The 20,688-nt window shown below is 74.5% G+C and carries 18 protein-coding genes; 8 read left to right on the forward strand and 10 right to left on the reverse strand.

From position 1 onward, the window contains the following. Positions 1–21: 21 nt before the first annotated feature. From ACFXGI_RS13390 to ACFXGI_RS13410, 5 genes are all read left to right on the forward strand, one after another. On the forward strand, positions 22–981 hold the full coding sequence (locus tag ACFXGI_RS13390; protein WP_384705539.1) for a cobalamin biosynthesis protein: 960 nt from the start codon (positions 22–24) through the stop codon (positions 979–981). Continuing rightward, a complete protein-coding gene (locus tag ACFXGI_RS13395) occupies positions 978–2,585 on the forward strand; it encodes a cobyric acid synthase (protein WP_384705540.1) in 1,608 nt (535 codons plus the stop codon). The genes ACFXGI_RS13390 and ACFXGI_RS13395 overlap by 4 nt, the downstream gene beginning before the upstream one ends. Positions 2,586–2,661: 76 nt before the next feature. Next, entirely contained in the window at positions 2,662–4,794 is a 2,133-nt protein-coding gene (locus ACFXGI_RS13400; protein ID WP_384705541.1) for a putative cobaltochelatase, read from the forward strand. After that, positions 4,794–5,393, forward strand: a complete 600-nt coding sequence (gene cobO, locus ACFXGI_RS13405) for a cob(I)yrinic acid a,c-diamide adenosyltransferase (protein ID WP_384705542.1) — start codon at positions 4,794–4,796, stop codon at positions 5,391–5,393. The genes ACFXGI_RS13400 and cobO overlap by 1 nt, the downstream gene beginning before the upstream one ends. Then, positions 5,387–6,799, forward strand: a complete 1,413-nt coding sequence (locus ACFXGI_RS13410) for a cobyrinate a,c-diamide synthase (RefSeq protein ID WP_384705543.1) — start codon at positions 5,387–5,389, stop codon at positions 6,797–6,799. The genes cobO and ACFXGI_RS13410 overlap by 7 nt, the downstream gene beginning before the upstream one ends. Before the next feature lie 2 nt (positions 6,800–6,801). Here ACFXGI_RS13410 and ACFXGI_RS13415 read toward each other — a convergent pair whose 3' ends face one another. Beyond that, a complete protein-coding gene (locus ACFXGI_RS13415; RefSeq protein ID WP_030163119.1) occupies positions 6,802–7,527 on the reverse strand; it encodes a ZIP family metal transporter in 726 nt (241 codons plus the stop codon). A gap of 86 nt (positions 7,528–7,613) precedes the next feature. On the opposite strand from ACFXGI_RS13415, the gene cobC reads away from it, so the two are divergent. Then, positions 7,614–9,044, forward strand: coding sequence for an Rv2231c family pyridoxal phosphate-dependent protein CobC (cobC, locus tag ACFXGI_RS13420; RefSeq protein WP_384705544.1), 1,431 nt, complete (start codon positions 7,614–7,616; stop codon positions 9,042–9,044). A gap of 119 nt (positions 9,045–9,163) precedes the next feature. After that, positions 9,164–10,402, forward strand: a complete 1,239-nt coding sequence (locus ACFXGI_RS13425; protein ID WP_384705545.1) for a CapA family protein — start codon at positions 9,164–9,166, stop codon at positions 10,400–10,402. Between the two features lie 27 nt (positions 10,403–10,429). On the opposite strand, the gene ACFXGI_RS13430 is transcribed toward ACFXGI_RS13425, so the two are convergent. Both ACFXGI_RS13430 and ACFXGI_RS13435 read right to left on the reverse strand, forming a co-directional pair. Beyond that, the gene (locus ACFXGI_RS13430) at positions 10,430–11,350 is read right to left on the reverse strand and encodes an SCO1860 family LAETG-anchored protein (protein WP_384705546.1); all 921 of its coding nucleotides are present in this window, start codon (positions 11,348–11,350) and stop codon (positions 10,430–10,432) included. A gap of 316 nt (positions 11,351–11,666) precedes the next feature. After that, complete coding sequence (locus ACFXGI_RS13435) at positions 11,667–12,755, reverse strand: amidohydrolase family protein (RefSeq protein ID WP_384705547.1); 1,089 nt, start codon at positions 12,753–12,755, stop codon at positions 11,667–11,669. Positions 12,756–12,833: 78 nt separating this feature from the next. On the opposite strand from ACFXGI_RS13435, the gene ACFXGI_RS13440 reads away from it, so the two are divergent. Continuing rightward, positions 12,834–13,901: a pyridoxal-phosphate-dependent aminotransferase family protein gene (locus tag ACFXGI_RS13440; RefSeq protein WP_384705548.1), complete on the forward strand. Its 1,068-nt coding sequence runs from the start codon at positions 12,834–12,836 to the stop codon at positions 13,899–13,901. Between the two features lie 87 nt (positions 13,902–13,988). On the opposite strand, the gene ACFXGI_RS13445 is transcribed toward ACFXGI_RS13440, so the two are convergent. From ACFXGI_RS13445 to ACFXGI_RS13475, 7 genes are all read right to left on the reverse strand, one after another. After that, complete coding sequence (locus tag ACFXGI_RS13445; protein WP_384705549.1) at positions 13,989–14,693, reverse strand: DsbA family oxidoreductase; 705 nt, start codon at positions 14,691–14,693, stop codon at positions 13,989–13,991. A 43-nt stretch (positions 14,694–14,736) separates the two neighbouring features. Beyond that, positions 14,737–15,246 (reverse strand): GNAT family N-acetyltransferase, encoded by a 510-nt coding sequence (locus ACFXGI_RS13450; RefSeq protein ID WP_384705551.1) that lies wholly within the window; start codon positions 15,244–15,246, stop codon positions 14,737–14,739. Positions 15,247–15,308: 62 nt separating this feature from the next. Beyond that, entirely contained in the window at positions 15,309–16,757 is a 1,449-nt protein-coding gene (locus ACFXGI_RS13455; protein ID WP_384705553.1) for a peptidoglycan D,D-transpeptidase FtsI family protein, read from the reverse strand. 62 nt (positions 16,758–16,819) lie between these two features. Beyond that, positions 16,820–17,491, reverse strand: a complete 672-nt coding sequence (locus tag ACFXGI_RS13460; protein ID WP_384705555.1) for a response regulator — start codon at positions 17,489–17,491, stop codon at positions 16,820–16,822. Continuing rightward, positions 17,488–18,774, reverse strand: coding sequence for a sensor histidine kinase (locus tag ACFXGI_RS13465; protein ID WP_384705557.1), 1,287 nt, complete (start codon positions 18,772–18,774; stop codon positions 17,488–17,490). The genes ACFXGI_RS13460 and ACFXGI_RS13465 overlap by 4 nt, the downstream gene beginning before the upstream one ends. Beyond that, positions 18,774–19,724, reverse strand: a complete 951-nt coding sequence (locus tag ACFXGI_RS13470; protein ID WP_384705559.1) for a hypothetical protein — start codon at positions 19,722–19,724, stop codon at positions 18,774–18,776. Before ACFXGI_RS13470 ends, ACFXGI_RS13465 begins: the two co-directional genes overlap by 1 nt. A 93-nt stretch (positions 19,725–19,817) precedes the next feature. After that, a complete protein-coding gene (locus ACFXGI_RS13475; protein ID WP_384705561.1) occupies positions 19,818–20,654 on the reverse strand; it encodes an IclR family transcriptional regulator in 837 nt (278 codons plus the stop codon). Between the last annotated feature and the right edge of the window lie 34 nt (positions 20,655–20,688).

A 20,688-nucleotide genomic window follows, 5' to 3' on the forward strand; every position in this document is an offset into this window, starting at 1 on the left:
GAGTGAGGACATACCTGCACCATGCGTGCCGACCGCGTCTTCGCGTACGGCGCCACGGCGGGCCTGATCGGCGACCGGATCCTCGGTGATCCGCGCCGCGGGCACCCCGTGGCCGCCTTCGGACGAGCCGCCGCCGCCGTCGAGCGCGCCCTGTGGCGCGACGACCGCGGCAGGGGCGTCGTACACACCCTCCTGTGCGCCGGGGGCGCGGCCGCCGTCGGCGCGCTGGGCGCCCGGGCCGTGCGCTCCCGTCCCGCGGCCGCCCGTGTAGCCCTGACCGCCGCGGCCACCTGGGCCGTCGTCGGCGGCACCTCGCTGGGCCGGGAGGCCCGCGCCATCGGCGGCGCGCTCGCCGCCGGGGACGCCGAGGTGGCCCGCGAGCGGCTGCCACACCTGTGCGGGCGCGATCCGCAGGCCCTGGACGAGCAGCAGATGGCCCGCGCCGTCGTGGAGTCGGTCGCCGAGAACACCTCCGACGCGGTGGTCGGGGCCCTCGTGTGGGGCGCCGCCGCCGGGGTCCCCGGGCTGCTGGCGTTCCGCGCCGTGAACACCCTGGACGCCATGGTCGGCCACAAGTCGCCGCGCCACCTGCGCTACGGGTGGGCCTCGGCCCGGCTCGACGACCTCGCGGGCTGGCCGGGCGCCCGGCTGACCGCGCTGGCCGCCGTACTGGCCGGGCCCGACCGGCGGGGAGCCGTACGGGCCTGGCGCGCGGACGCCGCCGCGCACCCGAGCCCGAACGCCGGCCCCGTGGAGGCCTCCTTCGCCGGGGCGCTCGGCGTGCGGCTGGGGGGCACCCTGGCGTACGGGGGACGGGTCGAGCACCGGGCCGTGCTGAACGGCGGGGCGGGGCGGCCCGTGCAGGTCTCCGACATCGAACGCGCGGTGCGGCTGTCGCGTCAGGTGACGTGGCTGGCACTGGGGGCGTGTGTGGCACTGCGCTGTGCGGTGTCGTACGGCATACGGAAGGGACGCGGATGAGCGGCGGGAAGCTCGGCGGGGGACTCCTCGTCGCCGGCACCACATCGGACGCGGGCAAGAGCGTCGTCACGGCGGGCATCTGCCGCTGGCTGGCCCGGCAGGGCGTGAAGGTGGCGCCCTTCAAGGCGCAGAACATGTCGCTGAACTCCTTCGTGACCCGCGAGGGCGCCGAGATCGGGCGCGCGCAGGCGATGCAGGCGCAGGCGGCGCGCGTGGAGCCGACGGCGCTGATGAACCCGGTGCTGCTCAAGCCCGGCAGCGACCAGAGCAGCCAGGTGGTGCTGCTGGGCAAGCCGGTGGGCGAGATGAGCGCCCGCGGGTTCTTCGGGAGTGTCGGGCCCGCGGCGCAGCCGCAATCGGGCGCGGCGTCCCCCGGGAAGGCGCTGTACGGAGGACGGCGGGAGCAGCTTCTCGGTGTCGTCACGGACTGCCTGGAGCAGCTGCGGGGCACGTATGACGCCGTGATCTGCGAGGGGGCGGGCAGTCCGGCCGAGATCAACCTGCGCCGGACCGACATCGTGAACATGGGCATCGCGCGGGCCGCGCGGTTCCCGGTGGTCGTGGTCGGGGACATCGACCGGGGCGGGGTCTTCGCCTCGTTCTTCGGGACGACGGCGCTGCTGTCGCCGCAGGACCAGTCGCTGATCGCCGGATACATGGTCAACAAGTTCCGCGGCGACGTGTCGCTGCTGGAACCCGGCATGGAGATGCTGCGCTCCCTCACCGGACGGGGGACGTACGGCGTCCTGCCCTTCCGGCACGGGCTGGGCATCGACGAGGAGGACGGGCTCCGGGTCTCCCTGCGGGGCGCGGTCCGCGAGTCGGTGGTGGCCCCGCCGGTCGGCGAGGACGTGCTGCGGGTCGCGGTGTGCGCGGTGCCGCTGATGTCGAACTTCACGGACGTCGACGCGCTGGCGGCGGAGCCGGGCGTGGTGGTGCGGTTCGTGGACCGGGCCGAGGAACTGGCCGACGCGGACCTGGTCGTGGTGCCGGGCACCCGGGGCACGGTCAAGGCCCTGGAGTGGCTGCGCGAGCGCGGCCTCGCGGACGCGCTGCTGCGGCGGGCCGCGGAGGGCCGGCCGGTGCTGGGCATCTGCGGCGGCTTCCAGGTGCTCGGCGAGCACATCGAGGACGAGGTCGAATCGCGGGCCGGCTCGGTGGCCGGGCTGGGGCTGCTGCCGGTGCGGATCCGCTTCGAGCGGGAGAAGACCCTGGAGCGGCCTTCCGGGACCGCGCTCGGCGAGCGCGTCGACGGGTACGAGATCCACCACGGGGTGGCCGAGGTCCTCGGCGGGGAGACGTTCATCTCTGATGACCAAGGACGCAGTCTCGAAGGCTGCCGCGTCGGTTCGGTGTGGGGCACCCACTGGCACGGCTCGCTGGAGTCGGACGGCTTCCGGCGGGCGTTCCTCCGGGAGGTGGCGCTGGCGTCGGGCCGCCGCTTCGTCCCGGCGCCCGACACCTCCTTCGGTGCGCTGCGGGAGGAGCAGCTGGACCTGCTGGGCGATCTGATCGCCGAGCACGCGGACACCGACGCCCTGCTCCGCCTGATCGAGACGGGCGCCCCGGCGGGCCTCCCGTTCCTCCCCCCGGGCGCCCCGTGAAGGCCCCCGCCCCGCGGGCGGCTTCCGCCGCCGGCCCGCGCCCGTCCACCCGTACCCGCACCAAGAGAGGCATCGCATGAGCACGCCCTACCCGTTCACCGCAGTGGTCGGCCAGACCGACCTGCGGCTGGCGCTCCTGCTCAACGCCGTGAGCCCAGCGGTCGGCGGCGTCCTCGTGCGCGGCGAGAAGGGGACCGCCAAGTCCACCGCCGTCCGCGCGCTGTCCGCGCTGCTGCCGCAGGTCGACGTCGTCCCCGGCTGCCGGTTCTCCTGCGCGCCCGGCGCCCCCGACCCCGCCTGCCCCGACGGCCCCCACGAGCCGGGCCCCGGGACCGCCCGGCCCGCGCGCATGGTCGAGCTGCCCGTCGGCGCCTCGGAGGACCGCCTCGTCGGCGCCCTCGACATCGAACGGGCCCTCGCCGAAGGCGTGAAGGCCTTCGAGCCCGGCCTGCTCGCCGACGCGCACCGCGGCATCCTGTACGTCGACGAGGTCAACCTCCTCCACGACCACCTCATCGACCTCCTCCTCGACGCCGCCGCCATGGGCGCCTCGTACGTGGAGCGCGAGGGCGTCTCCGTACGCCACGCCGCCCGCTTCCTGCTCGTCGGCACCATGAACCCCGAGGAGGGCGAGCTCCGTCCGCAGCTCCTCGACCGGTTCGGGCTCACCGTCGAGGTGGCGGCCTCCCGCGAGCCCGCCCAGCGCGTCGAGGTGGTGCGCCGCCGGCTCTCGTACGAGGACGACCCGGCAGCCTTCGCCACCCGCTGGAGCGGTGAGGAACAGGACGTCCGCGCCCGTGTCGTGGCCGCCCGCGCCCTGCTCCCGAAGGTCCGCCTCGGCGACGCCTCCCTGCTCCAGATCGCCGCGACCTGCGCCGGCTTCGAGGTCGACGGCATGCGCGCCGACATCGTGATGGCCCGCACCGCGACCGCGCTGGCCGCCTGGGCCGGGCGGAGCGGCGTGCGCAAGGAGGACGTACGGCAGGCCGCGCTGCTGGCGCTCCCCCACCGGCGGCGCCGCAACCCCTTCGACGCGCCGGGCCTCGACGAGGACAAGCTCGACGAGATCCTGGACCGGTTCCCCGACGAGGAGCCGGAGAACGACCCGGAGCACGACCCGGAGCCGGACCCGGAGCCCGAGGGGCCGGACGACGGCGGCCCGGAGGACGGCGGCCCGGACGGCGGCGGCGGTGTCCCCCCGCAGGGCGGACCCGAGGCGCCGCAGACCCCCGAGGCCCCCGCACCGGACGACGCACCGGAGGCCCCCGACTCCCCCGCCCCCCAGCCCGCCTCCCAGGACGGCGCCGCGCCCGAGCAGGCCGCCGTACGGGCCGCCGAGCCGTTCCGGACCAAGATGCTCAGCGTGCCCGGCCTCGGCGAGGGCGCGTCCGGGCGGCGCTCGCGCGCCCGTACCGCGCACGGCCGGACCACCGGCGCCCAGCGCCCCCGCGGCCAGCTGACGAAGCTGCACCTCGCCGCGACCGTCCAGGCCGCCGCCCCGCACCAGAAGGCGCGCGGACGCACCGGGCGCGGGCTCGTCGTCCGCAAGGACGACCTGCGCCAGGCCACCCGGGAGGGCCGCGAGGGCAACCTGGTCCTCTTCGTCGTCGACGCCTCCGGCTCGATGGCGGCCCGGCAGCGCATGAGCGCGGTCAAGGGCGCGGTGCTGTCGCTGCTGCTGGACGCCTACCAGCGCCGGGACAAGGTCGGTCTCATCACCTTCCGCGGCTCCGCCGCCGAGCTGGCGCTGCCGCCCACCTCCTCGGTGGACGCGGCCGCGGTCCGGCTCGAACAGCTGCCGACGGGCGGGCGCACCCCGCTCGCCGCCGGCCTGCTCAAGGCCCACGAGGTGCTGCGGATCGAGCGGCTGCGCGATCCCAGCCGCCGCCCGCTGCTCGTGGTCGTCACCGACGGGCGGGCCACCTCGGCCGGTTCCACCGGTTCGGCCGGTTCGAGCGGATCCGCCGGTTCCGCCGGCGGCGACCCGCGCGCGCTCGCGGGCCGCAGCGCCCGGCTGCTCCAGGCCCAGGGCGTCGCGTCGGTGGTCGTGGACTGCGAGTCGGGGCCGGTCCGGCTGGGGCTGGCCGGCGTACTGGCCGGCGACCTCGGCGGGCCCGCCGTCACGCTCGACGGACTGCGGGCCGACTCGCTGGCCGGGCTCGTGAAGAACGTACGTACCGCATCAGACACCCACAGGAGGGCCGCGTAATGCCGCAGGGACAGCCGACCGTCGTTCCGGACGACGGACTCACGACGCGCCAGCGCCGCAACCGCCCGCTCGTCTTCGTCCACACCGGCCCGGGCAAGGGCAAGTCGACGGCGGCCTTCGGGCTGGCGCTGCGCGCATGGAACCAGGGCTGGCCGATCGGGGTGTTCCAGTTCGTCAAGTCGGCGAAGTGGAAGGTCGGCGAGGAGAACGCGCTGAAGGTGCTCGGCGCCTCCGGCGAGGGCGGCTCGGTCGTCTGGCACAAGATGGGCGAGGGCTGGTCCTGGGTCCAGCGGGACGCGCAGCTCGACAACGAGCAGGCGGCCAAGGAGGGCTGGGAGCAGGTCAAGCGCGATCTGGCCGCCGAGACGCACAAGCTCTACGTGCTGGACGAGTTCGCGTACCCGATGCACTGGGGCTGGATCGACGTCGACGAGGTCATCGAGGTGCTGCGCAGCCGCCCCGGCACCCAGCACGTGGTGATCACGGGGCGCAACGCACCGCAGAAGCTGGTGGAGTTCGCGGACCTGGTCACGGAGATGACCAAGGTCAAGCACCCGATGGACGCCGGCCAGAAGGGCCAGAAGGGCATCGAGTGGTGACGTCGCTCCACATCCCCCGGCTGGTCATTGCCGCGCCGTCCTCCGGCAGCGGCAAGACCACCGTCGCCACGGGCCTGATGGCCGCCTTCTCGGAGCGCGGCCTCGCCGTGTCCCCGCACAAGGCCGGGCCCGACTACATCGACCCCGGCTACCACGCGCTGGCCACGGGGCGGCCCGGGCGCAACCTGGACGCGTTCATGTGCGGGCCGGAGCTGGTCGCTCCGCTGTTCGCGCACGGGGCCTCGGGATGCGATCTCGCGATCGTCGAGGGCGTGATGGGCCTGTACGACGGGGCCGCGGGGCGGGGTGAGCTGGCGTCGACGGCGCAGGTCGCGAAGTTGCTGCGGGCGCCGGTGGTGCTGGTGGTCGACGCCTCGTCGCAGTCGCGGTCGGTGGCGGCGCTGGTGCACGGCTTCGCGTCGTTCGACCCGCAGGTGCGGCTGGGGGGCGTGATCCTGAACAAGGTCGGCTCCGACCGGCACGAGGCGATGCTGCGGGAGGCGCTGGAGGAGGCCGGGATGCCGGTGCTCGGCGTCTTGCGGCGGGCCCCGCAGGTGGCCGCGCCGTCGCGCCACCTGGGGCTGGTCCCGGTCGCGGAGCGGCGCTCGGACGCCCTGTCCTCGGTCGCCGCCCTCGCGGACCAGGTCCGGGCGGGCTGCGATCTGGAGGCCCTGATGGCGCTGGCCCGCACGGCCCCGGCGCTGGAATGCGAGGCCTGGTCGCCGCAGCAGGCCCTGAGTCGGCACGACGCGGTCCCGCCGGCGTCCGGGACTCGGGGTCCGCGGCGGAGCCCCGGCACGCGACCGGTGGTCGCCGTCGCGGGCGGTGCGGCGTTCACGTTCTCCTACGCCGAGCACGCCGAGCTGCTCACCGCCGCCGGGGCGGAGGTCGTCACCTTCGACCCGCTCCGGGACGAGGCCCTGCCCGACGGAACCACCGGCCTGGTGATCGGCGGCGGGTTCCCCGAGGTGTACGCCCCCGAGCTCGCCGCCAACGCGCCGCTGCGCAAGGCCGTCGCGGCCTTCGCGGAGACCGGCGGCCCCGTCGCCGCCGAGTGCGCCGGGCTGCTGTACCTCGCCCGCTCGCTGGACGGCAAGCCCATGTGCGGGGTCCTCGACGCCGACGCGCGCATGTCGGAGCGGCTGACCCTCGGTTACCGCGAGGCCGTCGCGGTGTCGGACAGCGCCCTCGCCGTCACCGGCACCCGGCTGCGCGGCCACGAGTTCCACCGCACGGTGATCGAGCCCGGCGCGGGCTCCGCCCCCGCGTGGGGGTTCACGCACCCCGAACGCCGGGTCGAGGGCTTCGTACGGCAGGGCGTGCACGCCAGCTACCTGCACACGCACTGGGCGGCGGAGCCCTCCGTGGCCCTCCGGTTCGCGGAAGCCGCGGCGCGGGCCAGGTGAGTTCAGTCCGCGAGGCCCACCACCAGCCAGATCCCGGCCACTCCGCCCACCGTGCACATCAGCGTGGACAGGGCGGGGTGTTTGTGGTGCGCCTCCGGCAGGATCTCGGCGGCCGCCAGGTACAGCAGGGCTCCGCCGAAGAAGCCGAGGTACGCCCCCAGCGGTTCCTCCGGAAGGGTGAACAGCAAAGTGGACACCGCACCCAGCACCGGGGCCACGGCGTCCGCGAAGAGCATCATCAGGGCCTTGCGGCGGGCGTTCCCGTAGAGCCGGGTGAGCGTGTACGTGTTGAACCCGTCGGCGAAGTCGTGCGTGATGACGGCCAGCGACACGGCCACGCCCATCCCGCCGCCGACCTGGAAGGCAGCGCCCAGTGCCACGCCGTCGGCGAAGCTGTGGCCGACCATCGCCGAGGCCGCCGTCAGCCCGACCTCGGGTACGCGGCCCCCGTTCTCGGCGCCGTGCGCGGCCTGCCGTACCGCCAGCAGGCGTTCCACCACGTGCGCGATCAGGAACCCGGCCACGAAGAGCAGCAGGGCGAGCGGCACGCCGAACACCTTGCGGCCGGCCGCGTGCAGCGACTCCGGCAGCAGGTCGAGGCCCACGACGCCGAGCATCAGCCCGCCGGCCAGGCCCAGCACGAGGTGGCGGCGGTCGGTGACGCGTTGCGCCGTCCACCCGCCCGCCAGGGTCATCAGGAACGCGCCCAGCGCCACGATCACGGCCATGTGCCCCTGAATACCGACTCCTCGCCCCGTACGCACGTGTGCGCGCGGGCGACGGGGCACGAACCATTGACGACTACGGAGGGGGCATGATCCCGGTGGGCGAGTACGCGACGCAGCTGGTGGTCGGGGTCGGCGGACGCGCGGGGGTGTCCGTGGCGGAGGTCTGCGCCCTCGTCGAGGAGACGCTGCGCGGGGCCGGGCTGGCCGCCGGGGCGGTGAAGGCGCTGGCCACGGTGGAGTCGAAGGCGGGCGAGCCGGGGATAGCGGGCGCGGCGGAACGTTTCGGCGTGCCCCTGCTCAGCTATCCCGCCGAGGAGCTGGCCGGCATCCCCGTACCGCATCCCTCCGAGGTGGTGCAGGGCGCCGCCGGGACCTCTTCGGTGGCGGAGGCCGCGGCGCTCGCGGGCGGCGGGGAGCTGCTCGTGCCCAAGCGCCGGTCGGTGGCGGCGACCTGCGCCGTGGCCACGGCGCTCCCGCACGACCTGCGCCATCACGGGGACGCGGAGGTGCGCGGCGACGGCGGCGCGCTGGTCGACCTCGCGGTCAACGTACGGGCGCACACCCCGCCCGACTGGCTCAAGCAGCGCATCGCGGCTTCGCTCGACGGTCTCTCCGCGTACCCCGACGGGCGGTCGGCCCGCGCGGCGGTGGCGGCTCGGCACGGGCTGCCGGCCGACCGGGTGCTGTTGACGGCGGGGGCCGCGGAGGCGTTCGTACTGATCGCGCGGGCCCTGGGCGCCCGGCGGCCGGTGGTGGTGCACCCGCAGTTCACGGAGCCGGAGGCGGCGCTGCGCGACGCGGGGCACACGGTGGAGCGGGTGGTGCTGCGGGCGGCGGACGGGTTCCGGCTGGACCCGGAGGCGGTACCGGAGGACGCGGACCTGGTGATCGTCGGCAATCCGACCAACCCGACGTCGGTCCTGCATCCGGCGGCGGTGCTGACCGCGCTGGCCCGGCCGGGCCGGATCCTGGTCGTGGACGAGGCGTTCATGGACGCGGTCCCGGGCGAGCAGGAGGCGCTGGCCGGGCGGACGGACGTGCCGGGTCTGGTGGTTCTGCGGAGCCTGACCAAGACGTGGGGGCTGGCGGGGCTGCGGATCGGCTACGTGCTGGCCGAGCCTCGGGTGATCGCGAAGCTTGCGGCGGCGCAGCCGCTGTGGCCGGTGTCGACGCCGGCCCTGGTGGCGGCGGAGGCGTGCGTGGCCCCGGCGGCGCTGGCCGAGGCGCAGGACGCGGCCCGGCAGATCGCGGTGGACCGGGCGCATCTGCTGGCGGGGCTCGCGGAGTTCGAGGAGATCGGCGTGTCGGGGGTGGCACAGGGGCCGTTCGTCCTGATCCGGGTGGAGGGCGGAGCGGAGGTCCGCACGCGGCTGCGCGCCCTCGGCTTCGCGGTCCGCCGCGGGGACACCTTCCCGGGGCTGGACTCCTCCTGGCTCCGGCTGGCGGTCCGCGACCGGGCCACGACGGGCCGGCTCCTGCAGGCCCTGGACCACGCCCTGGCGCTGACGGCGCGCTGATCCGGGCTGCGCACCGGCCCGTGGCGGCGCCGCTATCCGGAGGCTCTGGCTCCGTTGGCGGGGCGGGTGGAGGTAGGCGATGATCTCCGCATCAGCAGGGAAGCCCCGGGGGGTCCGGAATGAAGACATCAGCCACGACGGCCGCGGCCGTGGCCGCGGTGGCGGCCATAGCCGGCGGGATCCTCGCCCTGCCGAGCCTGCTCGACCGCGGCAAGGACGCCGCCGAGCAGCGGCTGGGGGCCAAGCCCGGGCAGGGCAAGGCGGGGCAGGGCAAGGCGAGCCCCACCACGCCCGCCGGCGCCAAGCCGTTCACGCTGGTCGCGACCGGCGACATCATCCCGTACCCCTCGATCGTCCAGCGGGCCGCGGACGACGCCCGGGGCAGCGGCGAGAGTCACGACTTCCGGAAGATACTCGCGGGGGTCAAACCCCTGGTGGCCGCCGCCGACCTGGCGATATGCCACCACGAGATACCGTACGGGCGGCCCGGCGGCCCCTACACCGGATACCCCGCCTTCAAGGCCCCGCACCAGCTGGCCGACGCCCTGAAGGACGCCGGGTACGACAGCTGCTCGACCGGCTCGAACCACACCCTGGACGACGGCTACGACGGCCTCGTCCGCACCCTGGAACACCTCGACCGCGTCGGCATCAAGCACGTCGGCTCGGCCCGCAGCGCCGATGAGGCCAAGGCTCCGGCGGTGCTCTCCGCCGGCGGCGCCAAGGTCGCCCAGCTGGACTACACGTACGGCACGAACGGGATCCCGGTCCCGGCCGGCAAGCCCTGGTCCGTCAACCTGATCGACCAGAACCGGATCATCGCCGACGCCCGCGCGGCCCGGGCGGCGGGCGCGAACGTCGTCCTCCTCAGCGTCCACTGGGGCACCGAGTGGCAGACGGCGCCCGACCAGCAGCAGCGGGACCTGGCGCAGGCGCTGACCGCCTCGCGCGGCCCGGACGGGCTCCCCGACATCGATCTGATCATCGGGACGCACAACCACGTGCCGCAGCCCTACGAGAAGATCAACGGCACGTGGGTCGTGTTCGGCATGGGCGACCAGATCGCCAGCTTCTACGAGGCCGACAAGGCGCGCGGCAACATGTCCTCGATCCCGCGCTTCACCTTCACCCCGGCCGCCGCCCACCCCGGCCGCTGGGACGTGACCAAGGCCGAGTACCTCACGCAGTACTCGGACATGAACGGGCCGTTCCGCGTCGTGTGCACCTCCTGCGCCGACACCGGCTCCGGGCTCGGGGCCGCCGCGAAGTCCGCGTACGCCGCCGTCGACAAGCAGGTCGGCGAGGCCGTGCTCTCGCGTGGAGCGGACAAGCAGGGCCTGGAGCGCGCCACCCGCTGAGCGTTCGCGGGGCCGCCTTCCGCAGGGTTACGAGGTGCGGCCGCGCCGGGTCACGACCAGCGCGGCCGCCCCGATGCCGAGCAGGACCAGCGCACCCCCCGCGACGTACGGGGTCGCCGAACCGCCGCCGGTCTCGGCCAGGTCGGCGTTGGTGGTGACGGCACCGGTCCCGGAGGCCACCGCCTGCGTCGTGGTGCCGGGCTCCGCCGAAGGCTCGGGCGCCGGCGCCCCGGCCGGGGATTCGCAGTGCGCCTCGGCGAGCACGACCTCGCCCTCGACCTGGGCCACGTTCAGGTCCAGCGGGTTCACGGACACCTTCAGCCGGAGCGCGGCCGCGGCGGCCGTGGTGGAGGTGGTCTGCGCGCCCGAGAGCTCCAGGCTGACCATGCCCACCTTGGGGATCTCGACCTTGGTCGGGCCGCCCGCCGAGAGGGTGACCTTCTTGCCGAGCACGGTCACCGACCCGAGCACGTTCGCGGCGGCCTCCGGCCTCTTGCCCGCCTCGCACACCGCCTTGGACGTGGCCTTCTCCACCTGGATCAGGGAGAGCGCCGGCAGCCCCGGCACGTGCACCTTGGCGTTGACCAGATTGACCTCCGCCTCGCCGCGGTTCTTGTCCGCGGTGGCCTTGGAGGTGGCCACGTCCGCGCGCAGCACGCTCACCGGCTTCCCTCCCTCGACCCCGTCCAGGGTCACGGCCAGGGCGGTCTTCTGCGCCGTCGCCGGTGCGCTGACCTCGTTGAGGGTGGTCGTCAGCGGCACGTGGACGGTCTTGTCGAGCAGGCCCACGTCGAGTCCGGCGCGCAGGACGACCGCTCCGGCCCTGCCCTCGCCGCCGCCGGTGGAGCCGTTTCCTCCGGTGGCGAAGGCGGGCGGGGCGGTGAGCAGGGCGACCGCCCCCGTGGCGATCAGGACGGCTGCGGGCATGCGGAAGGCGTTGCTGTTCAAGGTGGTGGAACCCCCGGGGAGATGGGAGCCGTCGCGCCGCCAATGGGGGACATCGCGCGCCGACGGCCTCTAACCCTGGGAATCTTTACGCACGGAGAGTGAACGGGCGACGACCTGAGGTGAGTTCACCCCAAAGGGTGGTTTCCATGCAGATCTTCGATTAACTGCGCACCACACGGAACGGGAGTTCTTTTCCGCCACACAGTCGTGGGGAAAACGCCGACGCCAGCGCCCCGGGCGGCCATTCACAACGACCACCGGGACACCGGCGTCACGCATGCGTCAACCGCATGCCCACCGAGCGCCGACTCGGCCCTCAGGCCCGGACCTTGCCGTTCACCACGACCCGCCGCGGCTGCGCCAGCGCCCGTACGTCGGCCCGCGGGTCGGTGTCATAGACCACCAGGTCCGCCGGCGCCCCCTCGGACAGGCCGGGCCTGCCGAGCCACTCGCGCGCCGCCCAGGTCGTCGCCGAGAGCGCCTCCAGGGCCGGGATCCCGGCCCGCACCAGCTCCGCGACCTCGGCCGCGACCAGGCCGTGCGGCAGGGAACCCCCCGCGTCGGTGCCGACGTACACGCCGATGCCCGCGTCGTAGGCGGCCCGCACGGTGTCGTACCGGCGCTCGTGCAGCCGCTTCATGTGCGCCGACCAGCGCGGGAACTTGGCCTCGCCGCCCGCCGCCATCTTCGGGAACGTCGCGATGTTCACGAGCGTCGGGACGATCGCCACCCCGCGCTCCGCGAACAGCGGGATGGTGTCCTCCGTGAGCCCGGTGGCGTGTTCGACGCAGTCGATGCCCGCCTCGACGAGGTCGCGCAGCGAGTCCTCCGCGAAGCAGTGCGCGGTGACCCGTGCTCCGAGCCGGTGCGCCTCGGCGATGGCCGCCTCGACCTCGGCGCGCGGCCAGCAGGGGGCGAGGTCCCCGACCTCGCGGTCGATCCAGTCCCCCACCAGCTTCACCCAGCCGTCGCCGCGCCGCGCCTCGCGGCCCACGTACGCGACGAGGTCGGCCGGCTCGATCTCGTGGGCGAAGTTACGGATGTAGCGGCGCGATCGGGCGATGTGCCGGCCGGCCCTGATGATCTTCGGCAGGTCCTCGCGGTCGTCTGTCCAGCGGGTGTCGGAGGGGGATCCGGCGTCGCGGATGAGCAGGGTGCCGGCGTCGCGGTCGGTCAGGGCCTGGCGTTCGGCGGTCTCCGCGTCGACCGGGCCGTGGGCGTCGAGCCCCACGTGGCAGTGCGCGTCGACCAGGCCGGGCAGAGCCCACCCGGACACGGTGGTGATCTCGCGGGCCCCGTGCGGGCGTTCGTACGAGATCCGGCCGCCGACCACCCAGAGCTCATCGCGCGCGTCGTCGGGTCCGACGAGCACACGCCCCTTCACATGCAGCACGTCATCGGTCATGTTCCGCACTGTACGTGCGGTCTCGGTACGCTCGTGCGGGTAGACCCCGGACGCAGCGGACGAAGAGAGAGCACCACCGTGACCCACCCCCTGCTGGACCTCCCGCCGCTCACGGCGGAGCACTTCGCGTCGATCGAGCAGGGGGTCGCGGACCTCCTCTCCACCCGGCAGGACGTGGTGATCACGCAGGGCGAGGCGCTGCTGCCGCTGGAGGGGTGCATCCGCTCGGGGGCGCGGCCCGGTTCGACGGCGCTGAACGTGGTGACCGGCCCCTACGGGACCACCTTCGGCAACTGGCTGCGCGACTGCGGGGCGGGCGTGGTGGACCTGGCGGTGCCGTTCGACACGGCCGTGACGGCCGAGCACGTGGACCGGGCGCTGGCCGAGCACCCGCGGATCGACTTCGTCTCGCTGGTCCACGCGGAGGCGGCGACCGGGAACACCAACCCGGTGGCGGAGATCGGCGAGGTCGTCCGGGCCCACGGGGCGCTGTTCATGCTGGACGCGGTGGCGTCGGTGGGCGCGGAACCGCTGCTGCCGGACGCGTGGGGCGTGGACCTGTGCGTGATCGGCGCCCAGAAGGCGATGGGCGGCCCGGCTGGGGTCTCGGCGGTGTCGGTGTCGGACCGCGCGTGGGCCCGCTTCGCGGAGAACCCGGCCGCCCCGCGCCGCTCGTACCTCTCCCTCCTGGACTGGAAGGAGCGCTGGATCGACGCGGGCCGCACGGCGCTGCCGCACGCCCCGGCACAGCTGGAGATGCTGGCGCTGGAGGCCTGCCTGGACCGGATCGCCACCGAGGGCCTGTCGACGGTGATGGGCCGCCACCGCGCCGCGGCGGCGGCGACCCGCGCCGGGGCGCAGGGCCTGGGCGTCGCCCCGTACGTCGTCCGCCCCGAGGAGGCGGCCCCGGTGGCCACCACGCTCCGCGTGCCGCAGGCCCCGGCGGTGGCGTCCAAGGCCCTGGCCGCCGCCCCCGCGGCCCCCGTGTCGGCGGCCGGGGAGATGATCCGCGTCAACCACTACGGCCGGGCGGCGTCCCTGGACGCGGTCCTCACGTCCCTGACGGCGCTGGCCTCGGCCCTGGGGACGGATCCGGCCGATGCCGTGGCCGCCGCGGAAGCGGCCTGGTCGGAAACCTTGCACTGACCGGACCGCCCCGGGCCGCCCCGGGCCGCAGCCGGGGCCGGAGCCGCAGCCGCAGCCGCGGGCAGCCCGGTCGGATGCGGGGCCTCGTCAGGCCTGCGGGGCCGGGCAGGCGCCGGCCGGGTCGCACGCGTCGGCCGCGGCGGGCTCGGAGACCTCGCGGCCGGCCCAGGCCTGTTCCAGGGCCTGGGTGAAGACCTCGGCGGGCTGGCCGCCGGAGATCCCGTAGCGGCGGTCGAGGACGAAGAACGGCACGGCGTTGGCGCCGAGTTCCGCCGCCTCCTGCTCGTCCGCCCGCACCTCGGCGGCGTAGGCGGTGTCGTCCGCGAGGACCCTACGGGCCTCCGCCTCGTCCAGGCCCGCCTCGACGGCGAGGGCGACCAGCACCTCGGCGTCGAACACCGACCGCTCCTGCGCGAAGTTCGCGCGGTAGGCGAGGTCGAGCAGCTCCTCCTGGCGGCCGCGGGCGGCGGCCAGGTGCAGCAGGCGGTGGATGTCGAAGGTGTTCCCGTGGTCGCGCCCGTCGGTGCGGTACGTCAGCCCCTCGGCCCGTGCGCTCGCGGCGACGTGCTCCTCCATGCCGCGCGCCTCCTCGAGGGTGCGGCCGTACTTCTTGGCGAGCATCTCCAGGACCGGCGCCACCGTGCCCTTGGGGCTGTTCGGGTCGAGCTCGAAGGACCGGAAGACGACCTCCACCTCGTCGCGGTGCGCGAACGCGGCCAGCCCCTTGGTGAACCGGGCCTTGCCTATGTAGCACCAGGGGCAGGCGATGTCGCTCCAGATCTCGACGCGCATGATCCTTTTTCTCTCCTTGTTCCGGGATGGGACGGTTTCGGCTTCAACCACCTGTCCGGGCGTCGCATTCCCCGGTCCCGATGCTGAGCCACAGCGTGAGGTGCGAGCCGGACCGCTCCGCGCCGGCCGGGTCCCGGTGCCAGCCCTGGCGGGCGTAGAAGGCCTGGGCGCGCAGGTTGTGTTCGTAGACCTCCAGGCGGACCCGGCCGACGCCGGCCCGGCGCCACGCGTCGACGCAGGCGGCGTGCAGGGCCGCCCCGGTGCCCCGGCGCCAGTGGACCGGATCCACGTGCAGCTGGGTGAGCGTCGTCTCGCCGTCCGCCGTCCGGAACGCGGCGACCCCCGTGAGCTCCCCGTCCTGCTCCGCGCACAGCACCCCGCCCTCGTCGGCGGCCCGGGCCACCGCCAGCGACCAGCCCTCGCGGGTCCGCGCGACCTCGGCTTCGCCGGCGTACGCGTCCTCGGGGATGCGGCCGCGGTAGTAGGTGGCGCGGGCCCGGGCGTGCAGGGCGGCTATGGCGTCGAGATCTGCGGGGTGCGCGGTTCTGATCATGGGAAAGGAAACGCGCCGGGAGCCATGTCGGTTCCCGGCGCGTCGTGGAGCGAGTGGCGCGGCTACTTCTTCAGCCACGCCGCCATCATCTTCTGGGCGATGGGGGCGGCGAGCTTGCCGCCTCCGATCTCGGAGCGGTCGGTGTCCGAGTTCTCGATCACGATGGCAACCGCGATCTGCTTGCCGCCGAGCTTGCCGTACGAGGTGAACCAGGCGAGCGGCGGCAGGCTGTTGTTCACGCCGCGCTGGGCGGTGCCGGTCTTGCCGCCCACCTCGGCGCCGGTCACCTGCGCGGGCTTGCCGCCGCCCTCGGTGGCGACCGTCCGCATGGCGTCCTGGAGCATCGACGCGGTCTTGGCCTTCATGACCTGCTCGGATTTCGGGTTCTTGAAGCTCTCCAGCACATTGCCGTTCGCGTCGGTGACCTCGGAGACCGAGTGCGGGGCGACGAGCTTGCCGCCGTTCTCGATCGCGGCGGTCACCATCGCCATCTGGAGCGGGGTGGCCTGCACGTCGAACTGGCCGATACCCGTCTGCGCGACCTGGTCGACGGACATCTTGTTCGACGGGTACTTGCTCGCCGGCCGGGCGGCGACGGGGGTCGCGGCCTCGGTGTTGAAGCCGAGCTTCTCGGCCATCGCCCGCATCTTGTCCTGGCCGAGCTGGTGCGCCAGCTCCGCGAAGACGTTGTTGCAGGACAGCCGCAGCGCGGTGCGCGGCGAAACGTTGTTGCAGGCCGCGGAGCCCGCCTCGCTGGGCAGCAGGGTCCGGGTCCCGGGGATCGTGTACGGGTCCGGGGTGCCGGTCGGCGTGTCGATGTTGGTGACCAGCCCGTTCTCGATGGCCGCCGCGAGGGTGACCAGCTTGAAGGTGGAGCCCGGCGCCTGCGGCTTGCGCAGGGCCACGTTCTCCAGGGCCTTGCCCTTGTCCTCGAGCAGCTTCTCCCAGGCCGCCTTGTCGTTGGCGCCGGCGATGCTGCCCGGATCGAAGGAGGGGTTGTTCACGATGGCGAGGATCTCGCCGGTCGCCGGGTCGATGGCGACGGCGGCGCCCTGCTTGCCCTGCAGCGCGTCGTACGCGGCCTGCTGGACGTCCTTGTCGACGGTGGTCAGCACGTTGCCCGGCGAGGCCCGCTTGTTGGTGAGCATGTCCATCACCGTCTTGAGCCGGTCGTCGGACCCGTTGAGGATCTTCTTGTAGACGCCCTCCAGCATGCTCGTGCCGAAGGCCTGGGAGCTGTAGCCGGTGAGCGGCGCGTAGAGCGGGCCGTTGACGTACGTGCGCTTGTAGCCGAAGTCCTTTCCGTCCGTCTTCACCGAGCCGGTGATCGCCTCCCCGCCCACGATGATGTTGCCCAGCGGGTTCTCGTACTGCCCGATGAGGTTCCGCCGGTTGTTCTCGTTGTCTGCGAGGGCCTGGCCTTGGTAGGCCTGCACCCAGGTGACCCGCACCAGAAGGGCCAGCACCAGGAGCAGACAGAAGACCGACGCACGCCTGATCGTTTTGTTCATCCCCCAGAAGGACGCGTCAAGGCTCTCAGGCGTTCCGCTCTGCCCCGATTGTGGCGGGGTTCTCAGTCTTTCTTCATGAAGCCGCCCTCGTAGGCCGCGATCACCGCCTGGGTGCGGTCGCGGGACCCGGTCTTGGAGAGGACCGCGGCGACGTGGGTCTTGACCGTCTGGGGACCGACGCCGAGGCGCTCGCTCATCTCGTGGTTGGACAGCCCGGTGGCCATCAGGCGCAGCACGTCGGCCTCCCGCTCGGTGAGCCGCGCGACCCAGGGGGCGACGGGGCCCCGGCCGCCGGGCGCGTGCGACGAGGCCAGGGCGCGGACGGCCGCCGGGAAGAGCAGGCTGTCACCGCGGGCGACGAGGCGGACCGCGCCGATCAGCTCGTCGGGCCGGGCCCGTTTCAGGAGGAACCCGCAGGCGCCCGCGCGCAGCGCGTCGTAGACGTAGGCGTCGTTCTCGAAGGTGGTGACGACCACGATCCGGGGCGGCTCGGCCATCGTGGCGATGATCTGCTCGGTGGCCCGGATGCCGTCGATCTCGGGCATCCGGACGTCCATCAGCACCACGTCGGGGGCCAGGGAGCGGACCAGCGGGACGGCCTCGGCGCCGCCGGCCGCCTCGCCGACGACCTCCAGATCGGGTTCCGCTTCGAGGATGACCCGCAGGGCGGTGCGGACCATCCGCTCGTCGTCGGCGAGCACGATGCGCAGCGGCGGCGGGCTCTGGGAGGTCATCGCGAGGCTCCGCCGAGCGGGAGGAGGGCGCGCAGCCGCCACAGCCCCTGGTGCGGGCCGGCTTCGAGGCGGCCGCCGAGCAGGGTGGCCCGCTCGGCGGCGCCGTGCAGCCCGCGGCCCCCGGTGGTACGGGGCTGCGGCCTCTCGGCGGGATCCGGCGGATTGGTCATGGTGATCTCCAGTTCACGAGGGGTTCCGTCACGCGTGCCCCGCACGGCGATCCGCAGCTCGACGGGGCCCGCGCCGTGGCGCAGGGCGTTGCTCAGGCCCTCCTGGACGATCCTGTACGCCTCGCGGGAGGCGATCGCCGGGAGCTGCTCCCAGTTCCCGGCCGGTCCGGGGTGCTGGTGGGCGGTGACGGCGGTCCCGGCGGCCCGGGTGCGGGCCAGCAGCCCGTCGAGGTCGGCGGCGAGGGTCGGGGCGGGGGCGGCCTCGGCCCGGACCGAGTCCCCGTCCCGCAGCAGGCCGAGCACGGCGTCGAGCTCGCCCACCGTCCGCCGGGTGGTGTCCTCGATCGCGGCCAGTGCCTCCCGTACGAACGCGGGGTCGCTGTCGAGCACCCGCCGGGCGGCGACCGCCTGGAGGGTGACGGCGCTCAGGGCGTGCCCGACCGCGTCGTGCAGCTCCCGGGCGAGCCGGTTGCGCACGGCCAGGTCGGCGGCCCGCTCCTCGGCCGCGGCCAGCCGGTCCGCCGCCGCCGGCCCGAGCAGTACGGGTGCCATCCGGGCCAGCAGCTCCCCGGCCCCGGCGGCGCACAGGGCCAGCCCGACCAGCATGCCGGTCCCGAGCAGCGGGGCGACGTACGGCGCGGCGTCCGTGCTGAACCAGCCCAGCCCCAGCTCGGCGGTCCGCAGCCTGCTCACGAACGGCAGCGCGATCAGCACCACCGCCATGGGCGGCACCGCGAGGCTGATCCCGCTCAGCAGCGCGCCGACCCCCAGGTGCAGGGTCCACCAGGCCGAGGTCCGCCCCCGCGCCGCCCAGGACCGCGCCGGCCCCGCGGCCAGCCGCTCGCCCGGCACCCCGCACAGGGCCCGTACGGCGCCGGCCGACAGCGGCCGGACCAGCCCGAACACGGCGGTCGCGGCGGCCAGCGGCAGGGACAGCCCGTACGAGGCGAAGGCCAGCGGGCCGGAGCTGAGGAAGCCGCCGCGGCCGGTCCAGACACTGACCACCACCTGGGCGAGGAAGAAGTACGGCATCAGCAGGGCCCCGCCGAGGACCAGGTGCACCCACCGCAGCCGGGCCCGCGCTCCCAGCAGCCGGGACGCCGCCGTCCGCATCACTCCTCGCGGCGAGAGGAGAGGAACCGGGTCAGCACGGCGGCGGCGCATATTCCGGTGATCATCTGACCAGCGTAGATCAACCGGACTGCCGCGGCCGGCGGTTCGCCCCCGTCGAGCTGCGGGCCCAGCGAGGCCACCCACGGCCACAGGCCCCAGCACAGGGCCGCCGCCGAGCCGATCCAGGTGAGGGCCAGCGGCCACCACGCGGCCCGGCTCCCGCCGCGGACCAGCATCAGCGCCCCCGCTGCGGCGGCGAGCGCGCATATCGCGTGGACCCCGGACACCAGGCCCGCGGCCGCCGTGTGCGCGGCCGCCCGCTCCTCCCCCGACCCGGCCGTCCCGCCGAGGGCCCAGTACGCGTGGACGGCCGCGACCACCAGGCCGCCCACCGCCGCGGCTCCCGCCACCACCCCCGTGAGTGGCGGGAGTCCGCGGCCCAGCACGCCCTGCCAGCGCCGGCCCCAGCGCTCCCGCGCATAGGGCACGAACAGCCCGGCCAGGGCGAGTCCTTGGACGGAGAAGCCGGTGTAGACGACGGTGAACACCCAGGGGTCGAGGAAGGGCCGCGCCGCCTCCCCGGCATACGCCGGCCCGCCCTGATCCGCCGCCCGTATGAGGAGTTGGGCCGGGAACGCGACGAGGATCGGGGTGAGCAGCCCGGTGGCGGTGAACGCGGGGACCGTGAGCAGCCGGGGAGGCACCCGCATCCCCCAGGGTCTGGTGAGGACCAGGACGAGCACGACCACGCTCGCGTCCATGGCCAGGGTCACCGCGTTGGCCGCGGTGAGGAACATCCCCGCGTCCAGCAGCGGGCTGCCGTCGGGAATCCCGACCCGGCTCCCCGACAGCCAGGCGGACTTGAGCACGAGATAGGGCACGGTGGCGGCCAGGGCCAGCACCCTCAGCGCCTTGCGTCCGGCCCCCATGTGAACGGCTTGTGCGGTCATGCCCCAACGGTCCCGCGTCCGCCGCCCCGCCACCTCCCCCGCCGGAGGGAACCGCCTCCCCCGCCCGGGGGAGGAACCTCCCCCTCCACCGCCTCACATGCGCCGGGTCGCCACCGACAGCCGGTCCCGCGCCTCGAACAGCGCCGCCTTGATCCGCAGTTCGTGCTCGGCCGTCAGCCGGGCCACCGGCACCGAGCAGCTCACCGCGTCCCGGGCCGGCGTCCGGTACGGCACCGCCACCCCGAAGCAGCGCAGCCCGAGCGTGTTCTCCTCCCGGTCCACCGCGTAGCCCTGCTCCCGTACCAGCGCCAGCTCCTCCACGAGCTGCTCCCGGTCGGTGATCGTGTGCTCGGTGACCGCCTCCAGCCGCCGCGGCAGCAGCGCCCGCACCTCCTCGTCGGAGTGGGTCGCCAGCAGCGCCTTGCCCAGTGCGGTCGAGTGCACGGGCAGTCGCCGCCCGACCCGCGTGAACGGCCGCAGGTAGTGCTGGGAGGTGCGGGTGGCCAGGTAGACCACGCTCGTGCCGTCCATCCGGGCCAGGTGGATGGTCTCGGTGGTGTCGTCGGAGAGCCGGTCCAGGGTGGGCCGGGCCGCGGCGACGACCTCGTCCCCGTCGATGTACGAGCTGCCGACGAGCAGGGCCCGTACGCCGATGCCGTACCGCGTGCCCGTCGCGTCCGTCTCCACCCACCCCAGGTTCACCAGCGTGCGCAGCAGCATGTAGAGGCTGGACTTGGGCAGCGAGAGGTCGTGCTGGATGTCGGCCAGGCTGTGCAGTCCGGGCCGCGCCGCGAAGTGCTCCAGCAACAGCACCGTGCGGACGGCCGATTTGACGGCCGCCGGCGCCCCCGGGCCCCCTGCCTCCGGCGCCCCCGCGCCCTCGGACCCTTCCGATTCCGCGCCGGATCCGCCCGGTTCACCTGTGGTCATTCGCCTTCTTGCCCCTCTTGTCCCTTGTCAACGC

Origin of the sequence: Streptomyces sp. NPDC059355 (assembly GCF_042752335.1) — a bacterium.
Lineage (GTDB): Bacteria > Actinomycetota > Actinomycetes > Streptomycetales > Streptomycetaceae > Streptomyces.